This is a genomic window from Motilimonas thetidivivens (genome assembly GCF_046452435.1).
In the GTDB taxonomy this organism is placed as follows: domain Bacteria; phylum Pseudomonadota; class Gammaproteobacteria; order Enterobacterales; family CBDFNC01; genus Motilimonas.
The window spans coordinates 38,271-55,873 of sequence record NZ_JBKFDK010000010.1 but is presented as its reverse complement, the minus strand read 5'-3'; the positions used below and the strand labels follow the sequence as shown (position 1 = coordinate 55,873).

Annotated in this window: 18 protein-coding genes; 3 read left to right on the top strand and 15 right to left on the bottom strand. The window is 46.7% G+C overall.

Annotation, left to right across the window (positions count from 1 at the left end; translation table 11 throughout):
- Window positions 1–163: 163 nt before the first annotated feature.
- Window positions 164–1,669 carry a serine hydrolase domain-containing protein gene (locus ACK8OT_RS09470; protein WP_410196266.1) on the top strand — a complete coding sequence of 502 codons (1,506 nt, stop codon included), beginning with the start codon at window positions 164–166 and terminating at the stop codon, window positions 1,667–1,669.
- 270 nt (window positions 1,670–1,939) lie between these two features.
- Here the strand turns inward: ACK8OT_RS09470 and yiaA are convergent, their stop codons facing one another.
- The 13 genes from yiaA to ACK8OT_RS09405 form a co-directional block, all read right to left on the bottom strand.
- Window positions 1,940–2,425 carry an inner membrane protein YiaA gene (gene yiaA / locus ACK8OT_RS09465; protein ID WP_410196265.1) on the bottom strand — a complete coding sequence of 162 codons (486 nt, stop codon included), beginning with the start codon at window positions 2,423–2,425 and terminating at the stop codon, window positions 1,940–1,942.
- A 267-nt stretch (window positions 2,426–2,692) separates the two neighbouring features.
- A complete protein-coding gene (locus tag ACK8OT_RS09460) occupies window positions 2,693–3,004 on the bottom strand; it encodes a TfoX/Sxy family protein (RefSeq protein ID WP_410196264.1) in 312 nt (103 codons plus the stop codon).
- Complete coding sequence (locus ACK8OT_RS09455) at window positions 3,001–3,486, bottom strand: HAD family hydrolase (RefSeq protein WP_410196263.1); 486 nt, start codon at window positions 3,484–3,486, stop codon at window positions 3,001–3,003. The genes ACK8OT_RS09460 and ACK8OT_RS09455 overlap by 4 nt, the downstream gene beginning before the upstream one ends.
- Window positions 3,487–3,498: 12 nt before the next feature.
- A complete protein-coding gene (locus ACK8OT_RS09450) occupies window positions 3,499–3,807 on the bottom strand; it encodes a hypothetical protein (protein WP_410196262.1) in 309 nt (102 codons plus the stop codon).
- 11 nt (window positions 3,808–3,818) lie between these two features.
- On the bottom strand, window positions 3,819–4,469 hold the full coding sequence (locus ACK8OT_RS09445; RefSeq protein ID WP_410196340.1) for a DUF1287 domain-containing protein: 651 nt from the start codon (window positions 4,467–4,469) through the stop codon (window positions 3,819–3,821).
- The gene (locus tag ACK8OT_RS09440; protein WP_410196261.1) at window positions 4,457–4,630 is read right to left on the bottom strand and encodes a hypothetical protein; all 174 of its coding nucleotides are present in this window, start codon (window positions 4,628–4,630) and stop codon (window positions 4,457–4,459) included. Before ACK8OT_RS09440 ends, ACK8OT_RS09445 begins: the two co-directional genes overlap by 13 nt.
- 14 nt (window positions 4,631–4,644) lie before the next feature.
- Window positions 4,645–5,604: a phosphatidate cytidylyltransferase gene (locus ACK8OT_RS09435; RefSeq protein ID WP_410196260.1), complete on the bottom strand. Its 960-nt coding sequence runs from the start codon at window positions 5,602–5,604 to the stop codon at window positions 4,645–4,647.
- Window positions 5,601–6,290 carry a lysophospholipid acyltransferase family protein gene (locus ACK8OT_RS09430; protein WP_410196259.1) on the bottom strand — a complete coding sequence of 230 codons (690 nt, stop codon included), beginning with the start codon at window positions 6,288–6,290 and terminating at the stop codon, window positions 5,601–5,603. Before ACK8OT_RS09430 ends, ACK8OT_RS09435 begins: the two co-directional genes overlap by 4 nt.
- Before the next feature lie 33 nt (window positions 6,291–6,323).
- On the bottom strand, window positions 6,324–6,809 hold the full coding sequence (locus tag ACK8OT_RS09425; RefSeq protein ID WP_410196258.1) for a hypothetical protein: 486 nt from the start codon (window positions 6,807–6,809) through the stop codon (window positions 6,324–6,326).
- Window positions 6,806–8,239 carry a phosphatase PAP2/dual specificity phosphatase family protein gene (locus ACK8OT_RS09420; RefSeq protein WP_410196257.1) on the bottom strand — a complete coding sequence of 478 codons (1,434 nt, stop codon included), beginning with the start codon at window positions 8,237–8,239 and terminating at the stop codon, window positions 6,806–6,808. The genes ACK8OT_RS09425 and ACK8OT_RS09420 overlap by 4 nt, the downstream gene beginning before the upstream one ends.
- Window positions 8,240–8,242: 3 nt before the next feature.
- Entirely contained in the window at window positions 8,243–10,084 is a 1,842-nt protein-coding gene (locus ACK8OT_RS09415) for a bifunctional alpha/beta hydrolase/class I SAM-dependent methyltransferase (RefSeq protein ID WP_410196256.1), read from the bottom strand.
- Between the two features lie 46 nt (window positions 10,085–10,130).
- Window positions 10,131–10,733 carry a CDP-alcohol phosphatidyltransferase family protein gene (locus tag ACK8OT_RS09410; protein ID WP_410196255.1) on the bottom strand — a complete coding sequence of 201 codons (603 nt, stop codon included), beginning with the start codon at window positions 10,731–10,733 and terminating at the stop codon, window positions 10,131–10,133.
- Between the two features lie 109 nt (window positions 10,734–10,842).
- Window positions 10,843–11,790, bottom strand: coding sequence for an AEC family transporter (locus tag ACK8OT_RS09405; RefSeq protein WP_410196254.1), 948 nt, complete (start codon window positions 11,788–11,790; stop codon window positions 10,843–10,845).
- Between the two features lie 217 nt (window positions 11,791–12,007).
- Between ACK8OT_RS09405 and ACK8OT_RS09400 the strand changes: the two genes are divergently transcribed.
- Both ACK8OT_RS09400 and ACK8OT_RS09395 read left to right on the top strand, forming a co-directional pair.
- Complete coding sequence (locus tag ACK8OT_RS09400; protein WP_410196253.1) at window positions 12,008–15,043, top strand: transglycosylase domain-containing protein; 3,036 nt, start codon at window positions 12,008–12,010, stop codon at window positions 15,041–15,043.
- Window positions 15,044–15,056: 13 nt separating this feature from the next.
- Entirely contained in the window at window positions 15,057–15,719 is a 663-nt protein-coding gene (locus tag ACK8OT_RS09395; protein WP_410196252.1) for a LysE family translocator, read from the top strand.
- Between the two features lie 24 nt (window positions 15,720–15,743).
- On the opposite strand, the gene ACK8OT_RS09390 is transcribed toward ACK8OT_RS09395, so the two are convergent.
- Complete coding sequence (locus tag ACK8OT_RS09390) at window positions 15,744–16,082, bottom strand: hypothetical protein (RefSeq protein WP_410196251.1); 339 nt, start codon at window positions 16,080–16,082, stop codon at window positions 15,744–15,746.
- 298 nt (window positions 16,083–16,380) lie between these two features.
- Window positions 16,381–17,601 carry a glycosyltransferase family 4 protein gene (locus ACK8OT_RS09385; RefSeq protein WP_410196250.1) on the bottom strand — a complete coding sequence of 407 codons (1,221 nt, stop codon included), beginning with the start codon at window positions 17,599–17,601 and terminating at the stop codon, window positions 16,381–16,383.
- Window positions 17,602–17,603 lie beyond the last annotated feature (2 nt).

The following is a 17,603-nucleotide window of genomic DNA, read 5'->3' as shown; positions in this document are numbered from 1 at the left end:
GTCCCCCCATAGATTGGCCAAACTGTAGCTTACAATCCGCACTTTCGGTCAGATATCGACTATCGAACAAGGTATCTTTATATATCAATAAGATAGCCATAAATTACATGTACGGGAGCAATATTAACCATATTCTCTCACGTCAAACCAATTAGAGAGCAACGTGCCACTTAGTCATAACTATTTTAAACATAGGCCATCAGGTCGTAAAAAGTTAACTCGATACCAAGCATTGCAGGTGATATTTTTCTTCCTTAGCTTGTTTTTTTGTCAGGTCACCAATGCAACCAGCTCCCTAGAAAGTATTGATCAGATCTTACAAGAGCATGCACAAACCTATGCAATTCCAGCATTGAGCGTGGTTATTCGCCAAGGCGATAAAATAATTTACGATAAAACCCACGGCCAACAGGCAGCGGGCGAGTCGAACTCGCTCGTCAACAGTCATAGCCCCATGTATATCGGCTCAGTCTCTAAACCCATCACGGCCAGCGCCATTATGCTACTCGTCGCCCAAGGTAAGTTAGATCTCAACGCCTACGTTGTCGATTACCTTAATGAGTTGAAATTTAAGTTCGGCGGGGAAGACAAGATAAAAATAAGGCACTTGCTCAATCACACATCAGGACTCTCATCACTCGATTACAAATACCGACCTGATAGGCAATTTGATATTGCCCATATCATTGACGATTTAGCTCAAGTGAGCTTGGCGACGACACCCGGTGAGCATTTTTCGTATAGCAACACGGGCTATCATTTATTGGGCGAAATTATCGCGCGTGTCAGTGGTCAAAGCTTCGAACAATTTATTCATGATGAGCTATTTATCCCCTTAGGGATGAGCCACTCCGCCACTATCGCCAGTAAAACCGTGAAACATTCTGGCCATAGTGCTTTTTGGGGATTTAATCTCACGCGCCAAGAGCTCACTCACAACCTAAGTGAAATTCCGGCGGGGTTTATTATCAGCAGCGCCCATGATCTTTCCCGCTTTATGCAGTTTCAGCTCACTGGATTAGATAAAGAAGGTAAGCGATTACTTAGCCCTTCTTTGCTCGCGATGCTGCGTCCAGCATTAAACACCGCAGCCCCAAATGGTCTAGGTTGGTTTAATTACTCCGATGGCGACATTTCCGCCTTTGGCCATGACGGCGTGCTAGCAAATCATATGGCCGACGTATTCGCTATTCCCGAACAAAATATCAGCATAGTGATCCTTGCCAATAAATCGGGGTTACCCTTAGTCTATTTTGCTCACCCGCAGCTAAAATCAGCGTTAATGGCTGCGCTACAAGGTAAACCAGACCCAAACAATCGCATAGTTGCTTGGCTTATCTTGCTTTATCCCTTACTTATTTTGACCGACGTGATCAGCAATATTATGTCGACAAAAAAGTACTACTATAAATATCTCGTCAACGGAAAATTCACCCGCCAATCAACACGACGTGATTTGACTGGGATAGTTATCCAGCTGGTCTTTATCCTTGCCCTGCCCTATCTGGTGCAGTGGTTACTTGGACGAGGCATAACTTATTATATGCTCTGGTACATGGCACCTGATTTGGTTGTCTGGCTTGGTATCATAGGGGGACTCACCCTCGTTAAATTGGGCATTTTGATTAAAGGCCTGCATGACCAGAGAAAACGAATGAATGTTTTTTGAACGTTTAGTGGTGTTTTCTTAGACGAATATCTGCCGCAAGGATGCGGCAGTTAAGCCATCGACAGCCTTTGAGGGATGATTTCACGGCGTTTCGTATAAGAAAATTCCACTTTGTTCGCTTGGTTGATTGCATTTTGTACACTCATGCGCTCGCCCTGCCTGCATGGCCAAACGAATAAACATCAGTTGATAGCAAAGAGATAACATGGATAGTTTGATAAACGCGCCTTTGAAGACAAATCCCAAAGGCGCTATGGGAAATGGATGAGATTAAGGAATCAGCTCGCCTGCCTTGATAGCGGCATCAATTCTCGAAGCCGATTTAGGATAAGCGGAAGGATCTGTTTGCCCCAACTCATTGGTTAAATCTCGGGTATTTTTTTGCGCCGTGATCACGGCAAACAAGGCCAACAAAAACGAAATGCCGTAAAAGCCTTTTTCACTGAGTAAAATATTCGCATTAATTAAGCCTATCACCAACAAGGCAATGGCCGAGGCAAATGCAACCCAGCACATGCCGAAAAAAATCTTAGTCACCGGCAGGCCTTCTTCCTTGTCTCGAACACTTTTTTGCAGTGTCACCGCGGCAAACATGGCCAACAAAAACACAGCAAAGTAATAGCCCTTTTCATTGAGCTCAAAGGAGGCGTTCCATAAACCAATTAAATAACTCAATACACCGATGACAAGGGCAGCCCATGTCGCCATCACATAAGCAGTAGAAGGTTTGTTTAACTTTGCTTGGTTTAGCTTCATTGCAATATCCTTATTCGAAGTTAATGTAAGTCCGTAACGCGTTGCCTTAGAAACATACCTTAAGGCTGATAAATAGATGCTGTTGATTAAAATCATTAAATTCCTCGATTAAACCAGACAGCGATGGAGTTGCCCTGACTTCGCTGATACGTTTGGTCAAAACGAACCTAATTACAACAAGGTATGAAATGTCGAAAGGATATATTAACAGCCACTTATAGAAACACATTTATCATTAAAAAGCGACTTAAGTCACCATTTATGTCGTTATGGCTTAACGGGTAAGTATAATTCTTCACCCGCCTCAGCAAACACTTGCTCTAATTGAGCGTAACCTTCGAGCTGCATAATCAGCTCGGCTTTTTGTGATTTCGCTATGGTCAACCAATGCTCGCCTTCTAACGCGCCCACTAAGGCATAAAGTAGATTTAAACTGGGCGTTGCCCCGCTCGATTGCTTTACTTTGATAAAAGCAGCAATTGCGCCAAGCTCCTTTAAATGCTCAACACTGCTGATCCCAGCAGCTTGTAGCATTTGCTCTGATTTCGGCCCAAGTCCCGGTAGGTCGCTTATTTTCATTTTATCTCAAAGCCAACTAGCTCATTTAAGCAACTGATTTGTTTAACCTGATTAGGTAACTCATGCACCTTAGCGTCGGGGTTAAACCAAACCGCTTTAAGCCCTGCCGCCATGGCCGGCTTCACGTCATTTTGCAATGAATCGCCGACCATCACCACGCTTTCGGGTAACACCTTAAGCTGCTCGATAATGCGATGAAAAAATGCCGGCGTTCCTTTGGACACGCCTAGATTTGCGCGGCAAAAATACCCGCTAATGAACTTATCGAGTCCTACTCGAGCAAACGCAGCCTGTATTTCTGACTCACTGGAATCGGCCGCATTAGTCGCTATATAGATAGAATGACACTTAGCTAGCTCGGCAAGGGTTGCGACAGCACCATCCACCGCTTCCACATTTGGCCAATCACACATCTTGCCTTGTTGATTTGGGAAATCCACCATTAAGGTATCGCCCCAGTCAAATAGATAGACTTGCTGCATTTTCTACGGCTCCTACTCAATCGCAACTATTTGATTAGCACCATCTAGCTTCATACAAATTTGCCCCGCTTGCAAACAACCTTCTTTAATGTATGGCTCTGAATTGTAAACATCATGCCCAATCAAATGCTTGGCTTCATCTGCTGTCAGTCCTATTAAGTTTAGATTAGACAATTGAATTAACTGCTGATGTGCACGTTCAAGCGTTTCATAACTTGCCTCAAGATAAGTAAAGCTGATCCCTTGATCAATAGCAGCAAAAAACCAGAAAGCATTACTCGCCAACAGCAGCACAAATAACCCAATACAGATAACTTTCATTAACTAGCACCTTATTTCACAGGCTGATAACGATAACGCCCAGTAATGGGATAACTAAATAACATATCCTCTCGCATCGGCCCCGCGCCAATATTGTGTACCACCCAAGGTGCGCCTGATTGACCTTGCCCCTCTGGCGGCGGCACTAGAATACCGATATGGGGCAAATTGCCCGGTAGCATCCAAGTCACGATATCGCCCACTTGGTAATCATCGCCTTGGTCTGAAACAGGCAGCACCTCACCATGACGGGTAAAATAAGCTTGCAGATTGGGCACTCGGCGATGATCTATATTGCGATCGGGGCGGGTTAATCCCCAAATACGCTTCGACGGATAAGCATTAAAGTGCTTGGCCATGTCCTGATGCACACGCTGCTGCAAATCTATGCCTAAAGCGCGATAACTACGCACAATCACATCGGTGCACACACCAATATCGGCCGGTACATCGCCATTAGGATAAGGGATGGCAATATAGCGGCCATCGTAGCGCACATTTTGCGTGGTGCGATATAAAGCCGCATCGACAAGTTGTTGGCTAAATGCACTTACTTGTGGCTCATTTGGCTGCGCCGCAGCAAACGTCGGCAGGGCGAATAGCCATAATAGAAGAGCGAGCCCGCCGAGAAGACAACTTAAGTTGTTTGCTACCTGACGCATTGCCATTTTACATTATCCTTGTTGCGCACTCTGGCCCATAAATCGCTGCCCTTAGCCTCGCGCCAATAAGCAGAGGCGGGATCGCCTTCATATTCTTGCACCTCAACCGAGACTGCAAATTGCGCTATGGTTAAACGCCATTTCCCCGTGAGTTTTTTCATCTTAATTACTCGCTTTAAGTCCACCAATATCGCACCAGATGAAAGAACACCGGCGCGGCAAAACATACCGAATCAATGCGATCAAACATGCCACCGTGGCCTTCTATCATATGACCCCAATCTTTCACCTTGCAATCGCGCTTGATTGCCGACATCACTATACCACCAGCAAACCCCAATAAATTGACCAGCAATGCAATTAAGGCAGCTTGCCAAGGTGAAAAAGGGGTTAAATGATAAATTGCAGCACCCACCCCCATCGACAGCAAGATCCCACCGACAAAACCTTCCACGGTTTTAGACGGGGATAAGGTCGGGGCAATTTTGGTTTTACCAAATAACTTACCACAAACGTATTGCAACACATCCGACAGCTGCACTACGAGAATAAACCAAGCAATTAGCAACAGATTTCGCCCCTCGAAACCGTCAATATCTAACAGTAACAAGGCCGGAATGGCCGAAACGCAATAGACGGCGATCATCAGCCCCCACTGCACCTTACTGGTCCGCTCTAAATAGTGTGTGGTATCGCCGCCTAACGCAGCCAAGATGGGCAACAGCAAGAATAAATAGACCGGAATAAAAATAACCAACAAGCTATACCAGTCAATCGCAATTAAAAAATACTGCATCGGCAAGGCAAAATAAAACGCCGCAAACAGCGCGGGATAATCACTGTGACGTGTTGGCACTAAGGTTAGAAACTCTCGCAAAGCATAAAATGACACCAAGAAAAACAGCACAATCACGCCCATGGAGCCAAAATAAAACGCCATGGCCAGCACGATAATCATGCCCCACCACGCCTTGATCCTAGCCGACAAGTTTTCCAATACCGGTGAACTAATCACTAGCTGTCCAGCTCGCTGCTGTTTGCTTTGATAACGAATTTGTAACCCTTTAGCTATGACGCTGGCAAGGGTTAAAAACAGCCCGAGTCCTAAAAACAACATTTGCATATCGTGACTCATTGCGCCTCCCTTGGCGCTTGGCCTAATAAAGCTTGCTCGGCGCGCTGTAGAAAGTCTTTCTTGCCTTCATCTTGTTGAAGTAATAACGGCGGCGCAAAATTAAGGGTGCAAAGTAAAGGCAAAGGCAAGGTGCGCCCTTTTGGCATCACCCGATTTAAATTAGCAATCCACACCGGAACACAAGGAATATGAGGCACTTGATGCAATAAATGAAACAAACCGGATTTAAAGGCCAATAAAGGCGTATAACCAAGCTGCGGATCTGGCTCGGCGAGATTACGCGTCCCTTCCGGAAAAAATATCAGCGAGTCCCCTTGGTGCAAGGCATCCAGTAAAGGCTGCAACGGGTCCATCTTGCTTGGCTCAGATCTTGGTTGACGAGCAATCAACACACCATTAAATACATGATGTATGATAAAGCGGCGTAATGGCCCCGCTTGCCAATAATCAGCCCCCGCGACGGGGCGCACACGGGCACGTAATTTGGGGTGGAGCGACGCCCATAATAAAACAAAATCACCATGACTGGTGTGATTAGCAATATAAACCCGCCCCTGGCCATAAGTATCCAAACTAGGCACTTGCCCTAAGGCTTTCGCGCCGGTAATCATTTTAGCCGCAATAATTATCGCGAATCGGGCGAAGGCCGCCGCCATACTGACAGCCAAACTCACAAACCATTTCAAGCTAATATCGCTCCATTTTAGTAAATAAAAGAATCAGGCCCAGAGAGCCAAGCTGGCCAACATCCCCATCATTAGCATCGTGGATAATTGCCCGACTAAACACATGACTTGGCGCTTTAACAAACTTTTTGCCCCTTTACAGCGCGGCGTTAATGCACGCGTGTTGTCAGGACAAGAGATAAGACCTTGCTGAACGAGGGCTTGATCTAACTTCGCCAGCGCTGCCGTTAACCTTTGCTCGCCACACTCAGCTTCGCTTTGGCTTGTTTGCGCTAGCTCGGCGGCTAAATGGCTAAACAGCTGAGCATCGAAATCGACTCTAAGGGCGTAGTATTTTTGCATTAATCCCAACACGATACATAGCCACAGGCTAATAACTTGCCATAAACCAAGCCCTAACGGCTGCTGCAGCAACAGCAACACTAAACTGACCAAGGTGAGCTTTACCGACAAGCTATCTAATTGCCGCCCTTGTCGCAATAAACTGGCTTGCACCTGTAATAAGCTTATTGTGGTCATGCTTGTACCTTGGTTTGCATCGCTGCCATTTTTCTTTGCTGCTGATTTTGCTTACTCACTTGACTGCGATGACGTTGATAAGCAATAAAATCGTCGCTGCTGATAAGCTCAGCTAAGGTTGTTAAATGGTAAGGTTTAATCACCACTTGGGGCCTAGCTTTACTCACCAAGGCATAAGCTTGGTCAACGCTATCGGCATAGCCTGCTAACAGTAACCACGCCATTAATGCCACACTGCTGCGTGAATAACCGAGCGCGCAAAATACCAATAAGGGCACTTCACGTGTGGGATTTAGGCTATCAATGGCTTTAGCCGCAGACCAACATTGCGCCGCGGTTAAGGGAGCGAGATCGAGCAACTCCAACTGTTGATAATGACATTTTGCTGGCACCGTCACCGGCAGCTCAGGGCATAAATCCATCAAAGCGACATAGTTTTGAGCTTCATAACGATCAGGCTTTCGCCCTAAAAACACCCCCGGCACCACTTCATTGGCGGGCAGTTGATTGGCCGTCCATAGTTTATGATTCACCCAAGCCGCTAAGGTGTAGGGCGCATATAACATCTTAGCAGCCAAACTTAACTGGCCATTGGCTTGCTTTTGAAATCCAGCCGCACCCACAACGGCATAATTCAGCGCGACCAATAGCAAGGATGCACAAGGCCAAAACAGCAGTAAACTCAGTCCCGTGTTTAGCTCAAATCCAGTCCAGCCTAATAAGCCAAATAGCACGCTACCACTCAGGTAATAACTGGCTAACCTTAGCCGTGGCTTCATCCGCCCTTGCCATGCCAATAATGGACTTGGACGCCCCTTTGGCCAGCACCATAAACAAAATGCGCCCGCCAAAATACCGCTAGGTACATCGATAAAATGATGCTGCCAAGTGGTCAGCACCGAGATGCCAATCAGCGCCATCCAAACATGCATAACATAGCGCCAAGGCCCGCGTAAAAAATCGGCAAAACAAGCCCATAGCACCACGAGCAAGGTAATGTGTAACGAAGGCGCTTGGTTAAAGGGTTTATCAAATCCCATCAGTACATCAAACATAGTGCCAAACACGCCCGTTAACTCGGGGCGCGCTAGGCTGAACTTTAACGGCCAAATAAGAAAACAGCTGATACAAATGACTTGTGCACTCAGCAGCCTTAATCCCAAACGGTCGATGCCGCAACGGCTACGCGGCAATAAAAAGGCCAAGCCATAAAGTAAATCTATCGACCAATAGGGAATAATGGTCCAAGGCACTAAGGGAATATACATCTCCCACGCCAGCATCAGGCTAGGCACGTCCGTTTGATTAGCCGCATATTGATTAGCAAAGTTATAACTAATAAAAAATAACGGTGCTAACAAGGCCAACCAAGCTAGGCTGCGACGCCATAATATCGGCCCGGTTTCGCGCGCTAATTCAGTTGGCCTCATCTGCTAGCTATCCTTTTGTTGTGCAGTTTTTTGTGCAATCGACACGGTGAAGATACCCATTTCATCAATGCGCTGCTCTATCTTGGTAAAACCCGCGGCGGCAACCAGTTGATCCATTTCTTGTTGACTACGGCGGCGCATAACCCAAGCTTGCCCCTCACGGTGACTGGTCAAGGCGCGTGCAATTAACGCTAATTGCGGATGCCAAGGTTGGCCTGTGTAAACCAGATAGCCGCCCGGCTCTACCGCTTGTGCCACCCCAGCAAGGGAGCGGCCCACTAACTCATTATCGCCAAACAGCTCGTATAAACCTGAAACCACGGCTAAGTTAGGTTTAGGCTCAATGGCAGCAAGATCTGCTTGATCAAAGGCATCGCCTTTTACAAACTGAGCAATATCATCGAGCCCCATGGCCTCAATCAACGCTTGGCCATCTCGCACATTAATATCGCTATAGTCGCGTAGCAGCACCGAGCTAGGTTTGGTCTTGGCTTTGCTAATGGCTTCGAGAATATAGCGGCCATGACCCGCGGCAATATCTAACATGCGCACATCACCTTGCTCTGCTTGCAGCCTTTGCATCGCCTGAGCCAATAATTCTTCGAGATGGACTTTACGCTGGCGAATACCGCGCCAGCCCACGGAGTTAAGATAATTTTTGTCGACCAGCTTACCCAGCTCATTGGTGCCCGTGGGCTGGTTTCGATAGACATAGTCTAAGGTACTACCCGAATCAAAACCGGTATCAAAACCAAGCTTAATACCCGCACTAAAACGGCCAGCAAATGCCAAACACTTACGATAACTGCGCCAAGCCAAAGCTTGCAGCGATGAGTGAGGTAACGGGGTTGCCAACGCTTCCGCTTCGGCGCAAAAGTGGCCTTCTTTATCGGCATTAAGCCTATTTACCTGTTGGTAAGGCTGAGAAAAACGCTGCTCAACAAAACGTTTGATTCGAGCTAATGCCTCCCCTCTATCTCGCTCGCCTAAGGTATCGTGATAGAAACCGGGTAACTCATGTAACTCTTTACATTGGGAGCCTAAATTAGCAAAAAAGGCGCGCTGCGGCGCCTTACGCACCACATAGTCAGCGCCAGAGATAAACATTTGCGTTGGCACAGTGATCGCCGCAGCATCAGCAACGATGCGCTTTGCCGTATCATGTAAGCCCAATAACATATTGACCGAGATGGGGCGTGCAATAAGAGGATCTTGCTCAAAAGAGGCAATGCGCTGCGGATCATGGGTTAATAACTTAGCCTTAACATAGCTATTAACAAAGAAGTTGCCCTTTAACTGGTGCAGTAATCGTAATCCGGGAATAGCAAAAGGCACATACAATTTAATACTAAACGCCGGTGACGCTAGCACTAAGCCGCGCAATTTAGGCGCATAGTCGTGCACCCAAGTGGCGGCCAGCACCGCCCCTACACTTTGAGCCAACACCACAGTTTGCTCCATTACTAGCTGATGCTGCTCACTTAGGTGCGCCATAAAGGTTTGCACATCACGAACGCTGGTGCCAAAACTTGGGCTTTCACCGCGTTTACCGGGAGACAGGCCATGGCCTCTGGCATCCCAAGCAAAAAAGTCACAGTCATCCAAACCTAGCTCATCAACTAAGTGTTCCATGCGACCACTATGCTCATGGCCGCGATGAAACATGACTACCGCTTTGCGAGCCCCATTAGCGGGCTTTTTTGCTGGCCAATAGCGGTACTTTAATTCAATGCCATCGTGGCATTGAAAGCTCAATAACTGTGGGCTGTTCTGAGCGGATTCTTGCTGCTCCAAGCTCAAGGCATCACTTGGCTTTGAGCTGATAACTTGCGTGGCTATGTCCATGTAAAGCTCCTAAAAATGTGTTACTCACTCATTTGGCGTAACTGATTCACTTTAACTCGGCTAAACCGCCACGAACGCGATTGACCAAGGTCATCAGCAGTAATAACAAGGTAAAAATCAAAATGGCGTTAAACCAAGGCTCAGAAATAAGATCCAGCCCCCATAACAGGGCTAACAGACCAAACACAAACGCTCTGTCACTTTTGCCCATCGGACCGTCATAACGCCTTGATGCGCCGACCATGAGGCCAAGCACACCGGTCATTTCGGCTAAAGCGGCGAAAAAAATAATCGCCAGTAACCAAATAGGTTCGGCAATAGGGATAAAGAGAAAAGGCAGTAGCAAGGCGGCATCTGAAACCACATCGCTCAGCTCATTCAAGTAGGCTCCTAGCGCGGATTGCTGGTGAAACTCTCGAGCTAGCATGCCATCAATCGCATTAAAAGCCATGCGAAAAAACATCCAAATCGGTATCAGTAAAAACCAAGTTGGCTCTAGATTTTCAAGGCACAGGAATACACCAAGGATCACCGAGATAAACATGGCCGACATGGTGATTTGATTGGCTGTTACCTTGTGCCGATAAAGCCAGCCAACCAGAGGCCGCAGACAAGCTTGAAAACGGGACTTGAGCAAATAGATAGACAAGGCTCCCCCTAGGGAATGAGACTCAAAAAGTGATTAAGAACTGCAGCTTATCAAAAAGCACAAAACAATCAATTAAACCTCATTCTTTATAGAGGTATTTACAACGCCGCTATCCTAAAATGTGCAATAACAGTGACAAGGTCACAATACTTAGTAATGTCGAAATCACAATAGAAGTAGCAATGATTGCTGCGACTTGCTCACCTTGTGGTTGCCCAATATAACGCTGTACAAAGCCATAACAACTAATGCCTACCGGTAAGGATGCGGCCATGACTGCCGTTGCGGACCAAATGGGATCAAGGTTAAAACAGACAAAGACCAACAAGCCAACCAATAACGGCAATAAAACCATTTTCAGTACAACGATAAATAATGCCGGCGCTAAGTTCGCTTGCAACTGATATTGGCTTAATGACATCCCCAATATCACCAAGGCCAGCGGGATCGCTACCTCGCCTAGCCAGCTTAACCCCTGCATTAAGGGATGGTATAACTCGATGGCAAACAAGTTACACATTAACCCTGCAAATAAACTAGCTGTGATGGGCGTACGAATTAACTGTATCAGAATATGCCAAACACTTTGACCTAAGTCCCTCAGTGATAAATGTTGCCACTGGGCAGCCAATAACCCTAAGGTAAATAACACCAGGTTATGGATTGAGATGAGAATAAGTAAGGGTACTAACGCCGGCTTTCCCAATCCATAGGCACAAAGGGGAATGCCTATAATGGTGATGTTGGAATACACCCCTGTGATGGCAAACGCACCTAATGCGCCTTGGTTTAACCCCCAATACCTGCGCGCTATTATAATGGCCAGTAAAAACAAAACGAAAACTACGCCATAATAACAAGCTAAAAACACCCACGGCATAGGTTGAGGAAATTGCGCCTTGGCGGCACTCACAAACAATAAAGCAGGCAAACCCATATTAAATACCAGATGGCTTAGCTGCTGCGCTTGGCGAGGACTAAGCCAAGCGCGCTTCATCACAATAAAGCCACTTAAGCTCAATAACAGTAAAGGTAATACCACTTCAGCAATGTTCATAAACTACGCAGCTCGGTGCATCAGGCTGAGTTAGAGTATAGGAAAGCCAAATTTGGCGCCAGTGCTAAAGCGATCCAAAAATCTGCATAAAGCCTATCCAATCTTATTGAAAAAGCACCCTATTTCTACTTTTCCCCCTGCCATTGTGCAAATTCACCTGTTAACATACAGCATTATATTTATCGTCATTTAGGCAAGGGAAATCTCCTTTAACGCCATGGAACAAACTCAACACGAGCCACCTGCTTCATTATCAGTTAAGCGAGTGATAAAACTAACCTTGCTCGCATTTATCGTTATTGTGATTATGCTTGGCTTATTTGAAGCTAAGACTTCTCATTTTCAGTCCTTATTTATTTCGGACTATGCGCGCACCCTTAGCTATCAACTTGAGTCTGGCCCCAGTGAGCGGATCGTATTCCCCAGTGAGGGACCTTTTGATCAACGCTTAGGGTATGTTGCCTTGCCCGAAGTACAAACCAGATTGTTAAATCGCGGATTCGAAATTTCACAACAAGTCAGGTTTTCCCCTGCTCTGTATGACTATACCCAACAAGGATTTTTTGCTCCTTATACTGAAAAAGTACAAGCGGGACTTACCCTTAAAGATTGCAGTGGTGCCCCGTTTTACCGCTTTAACTACCCCTATCATTATTACAACGAATTTTCCGACATACCGCCACTGGTTATCCAATCCCTGCTATTTATAGAAAACAGACACCTACTAAGCAGTGAGAATCCCCTTGCCAACCCGGCGGTAGACTGGCCACGCCTAGCCATCGCAGCAATCAGCCAAGTGACGAAAGCTCTGGGGATGCCTGGTCAATCTTCAGGCGGTAGTACCTTAGCCACCCAAGTGGAAAAGTATCGCCACTCCGAAGATGGCTTAACCGACTCGCCAGTTGAGAAATTAAAACAAATGGTATCAGCCAGTGTGCGAGCTTATCGCCACGGACCAGAGACATTGGCAGCGCGTAAGCTGGTTGTTTGGGCCTACTTAAATTCGGTGCCCTTATCTGCTGCGCCGAGCTACGGCGAGGTTCACGGCATAGGCGATGGCTTATGGGTTTGGTTTAGTGCTAATTTTCAGGAAGTGAATCGACTGTTAGATCCCAGCCGTAATCAAAATGACACCCTAAAAGATATTGGCCTGGCGCTGCGGCAAATTACCGCCTTGATGATAGCGCACCGACGCCCCTCATTTTATCTTGCAGCAAAAGGACGAGATGAACTAGCCAGATTGACCGATAGCTATATTCGCTTATTTATGCAGCAAGGCATGATATCAGGTCCATTAATGGCTGCCGCATTAGAAGCCAAAACGCAATTTCGCGATTTTAAAACCGCTCCAGCGCTGATGCGGGTAGAAAACAGTAAAGGGTTACAATTATCAAGAGCAAGATTAAGTCAGCTATTGGCGACTCAATTTTACGATCTTGATAGAATGGATTTAACCGCCAACACCAGTTTAAATATCCCATTACAGCGCGCGGCTTCCGACTATCTAACCAAACTGGCTGACCCCGAAGTGGCTAAACAAGCGGGCCTGATTGGCCATAGGTTGTTGGCCCCTGAGCACACGGCACAAGTTAATTACAGCTTCACCCTAATGCAGCAATCGCCGCAAGGTTTTAAAGTACGGGTACAAACCGATAACACCAACCAGCCCTTTGATATCAATGAAGGCAGTAAACTTGAATTGGGCTCCACGGCTAAAATTCGCGTACTCACCACCTATTTAGAAATCATTGCAGAGCTGCACCAAAAATACGCCACCACAGATAATAAAGAGTTAAAGAAGCTTGCTAACCAACAACAAGACAATCTGACCCGCTGGGCGCTAAGCTATCTTATGACAAATCAAGAGCGAGATTTGCGCAAGATGCTAGACGCTGCGATGAACAGAAAATACTCTGCAAATCCGTCTGAACAATTTTTCACCGGCGGTGGTATCCATGTATTTCATAACTTTAGCCCGCAGGATAATCACCTCAATGCCACGCTAACGGATTCTTTGAGGCTGTCGCTCAACTTGCCTTTTGTTCGCTTAATGCGTGACATAGTGCGTTATAGCACCTATCAAGATATTAACCGCGCTCGATTACTTAGTGATGATAAGCACCCGCAGCGCCAAGAATATCTAAGCCGCTTTGCCGACCGTGAAGGGAAGGCATTTTTAAGCCGATTTTGGAAAAAATACGCGGGTAAAACCGACATTGAACAATTCGATATCTTCTTAAACGGCTTGAAACAAACGCCAGTCAGGCTGGCCGCTGTGCACCGGTATATTCTACCGCAATCGACACCGGAACAATTTGCGCAATTTATTCACCAACGCTTGGGTAATCAAACCCCAGATAGTCGCACACTAAATCAGCTCTATGAACGTTATGGACCAGGCAAATATTCGCTCCCAGATCAAGGCTATATTGCGCGAGTGCACCCGCTCGAACTCTGGTTGCTGGCTTACCTGATGCAAACAGATCAAGTGACCTTTAGCGATGCCATCCAAGCGAGCCAAGTACAGCGCCAAGAAGTCTATGGTTGGCTGTTTAAAACCAGGCATCGTAATGCCCGAGATTCTCGCATTCGCACCATGCTAGAAGTGGAAGCCTTTTTGGACATTCATCAGCGCTGGGCGAAGCTGGGCTACCCATTTCAGCATTTAGTACCATCATTAGCCACCGCATTGGGAAGCTCGGGTGATCGCCCCGTAGCATTGGCAACCTTACTCGGTATCATTCAAAATGGCGGAGTGAAATACCCCACAATGCGGATTGAAAGCTTAGCTTTTGCTCAGCAAACCCCTTATGAAACGCATTTTAGTCCGCAAGTTATTGCCGGAGAGCGGGTTATGATAAAGGAGGTTGCAGACACCTTAAAACAAGCCCTTGCACAGGTAGTCAACGACGGCACAGCAAGGCGGTTAGCCGGTGTATTTCAATTACCTGATGGCAACAGTCTCGCGGTTGGAGGAAAAACTGGCACCGGAGATAACCGCATCGAAAGCGTCAATAGCAGTGGCCAAGTAACCCGCTCAGTAGCGCGTAACCGCACCGCGACCTTAGTGTTTTATATAGGTGACTCCTATTTTGGTACCTTAACCGCCTACGTCGCGGGTAATGCGGCGGATAAATTTAGCTTTACTTCCGCACTGCCTTCACAAGTGCTCAAGGCAATGGCACCTATGATTGCCCCTTATTTAAGTGATGATGCAATCACATCGGCTCAGCCGAGTTATTGCTTACATTAATGAAGCTGACTTTATGATTGTCAATTTTGAAGCCTTTATCATCGCCATCACCTTGCTGACATTAACCCCTGGGCTTGATACCGCCTTAGTGATCCGCAATGCCAGTAAGGGGAATGCCAAAGCAGGATACGTGACCAGTTTAGGTATTTGCTGCGGGTTATTTGTCCATGCGCTGTTTTCGGCCATCGGCATCTCGGCAATTCTCGCCCAATCTGCCCACTGGTTTAACATCATCAAGTGGGTCGGCGCCTTGTATTTAATTTGGCTTGGAATGAGCAGTTTAGTTGGCATCATAAAAAATAGAGTCAATGCAGCAACGATGGCTTCAACAACGCTATTAGATGCCGCCCCCGTTGCTGTGCAATCCACTCAAACCATACAGAGCTTTCAGCAAGGCTTTATTTCCAATGTGCTCAATCCCAAAACCGCTGTATTTTACTTGGCTTTTTTACCGCAATTTATCAATCCAGATTACTCTCCGCTATGGCAATCTTTAACCATGGCAGGGATCCACTTTGTGATCGCGATGATCTGGCAATGTGCTATTGCCGCCAGTGTTGATAAAGCGAAAAGATGGTTAAATCAAGGGACATTTAGCCTTTGGATGGAAGGGTTAACCGGCACCATTTTAGTGGTCTTGGGAGGGCTGCTCCTGTTTGACAACAAGCAAAATTAGCCAATTAAAGATAGCAATTCTACTTTAGCGGCCTAGATGTTCATCAATTAGCTCTGAGAGTTTATCATTGAGGTGCATTTCAAAATCATCCAATTCTTTGCCAAACAGGGTTAAATACTTACACGCTTGCGAGTAAGTTAACTGTTTTCCCGCTAGTAGATACTGGGTTTCTGGCAGTGATTTATCATAACGGGGAACGATTTGCCAACGCACAAAATCGGCATCAACCTCGGCAAATTCCTTGCCTGCAAAATGACAAAAATCTTCAATGTAATCCTTACCCTTAGGCCCTAGACACCCCGGTTCAACGCGAAACAGCACGGTTAGTTTTTTGTCATCGGATAAGGCAGAGACTAGGTTCATTGGCATGAGTTCATTGACGTGAATTGATTAACTTCTATTAGCCTTAGTGTAGGCGAACTCGGTATTGAGCGAAAGCGATAATGATAAACCTTGTCAAGCAAACTCGAGTTTGCTCACTCAACTAATTAGCTTAGTTCTACATATTCTTGAGCTTAATTACATTTGTGAGACGAGTAAATGCTGACTATCCATCCATAATCTTGCGCCATGTTATGCGTACCTCACTATTAATCAGCGATTAATTTGGCCCTCCATGCCGCCCACGGGCGGCATTTTTCTTTCTGTATCCCCAGTAACCTTAACTGCGGTTTTTCGCTTCAATCCACTGCGACATATATTGGGTGCTTTTCATGCTGTGATGACGCAGCATAGCGCCGGTAAAATTAGCTTGGCGATGCGATGTTAAATTAGTTTGTAACTCATAAAGTCGAGTGATTAACTCAGCCCCTAAGGACTGAGCATCATACACTTGAGTTAATAACTGAGTGCCAGCTTCACTGGCTTGCTGCCATTTAGCGCTATCTTGATAAAGGCTCACCGCGGCGTCGATAAAGGCTTGCTCTGTTTCAGCTACCGCGCCGGGCCAAGGGAAACCATTGGTCATGCCTTCAACGCCAATGGGCGTGGTGACACTTGGCGTGCCCATTTGCATGGCGTCAATAAACTTGCCCTTAATGCCCGCACCAAAGCGCAGTGGCGCGAGGCATACCCGCGCATTGGCCATCACGTCAAACGCATCATCAGCCCAGCCTTTAACTAAAAAACCGGTTTTGGGATTATGCAATGCGGTGGCTTTGGGCGGCGGGTAAGCGCCATAAATGTGCAGCTCGGCATCTGGGCATTGACGACGAATATGCGGCCAAAGCTGGCTTAGTTGCAATACCGCATCCCAATTCGGGGCATGACGAAAGTTACCAATAGAGACAAAGTGCGCGCGCTGCGCAAAGGATTTTTTCTCCCCCTCAACGGGAGTGACCATAAAGGGTAAGTGATGCAATATCGTCTCTGGCAACGTAAAGAGCTCGGCTAACAGCTTTATTTCATAGCTCGAAATGATCAGCGATAAATCACTGCGATAGATAGCGGCGATTTCTCGCTTGGCTAGCTCAGAGCTCAATAAATCTGAGCTAGAAAACGCACGCTGCTGCTTGACGGCCTCGTGACGCGCTTGGCGTAAACACTGCAAATCTTCGGTATCAAGCACCCGCAGCGCATTTGGACAGTTTTTTTCTACCCGCCAACCAAATTGCTCTTCCATCATAAAACGATCAAACATCACCATGTCCGGCTGAAGCTCGCTGATAAAGGCATCAAACGAGCTGCAATTTAAGGCAATCGTCACGCTGTCTATGCCCTCTTGCGCCAGATCCACCATGTGCTCGGTGCGTTGTGCTGGGCTTGCAAAGGTGACTTGCCAACCTTGGCTGTTAAATAAACGCAATAACGACATCATATGGCTGCCCGCCGCCGACGAGTTAGGCTCTGGCCAAACATAGCCAATCACAAGAACTTTTTGCATAA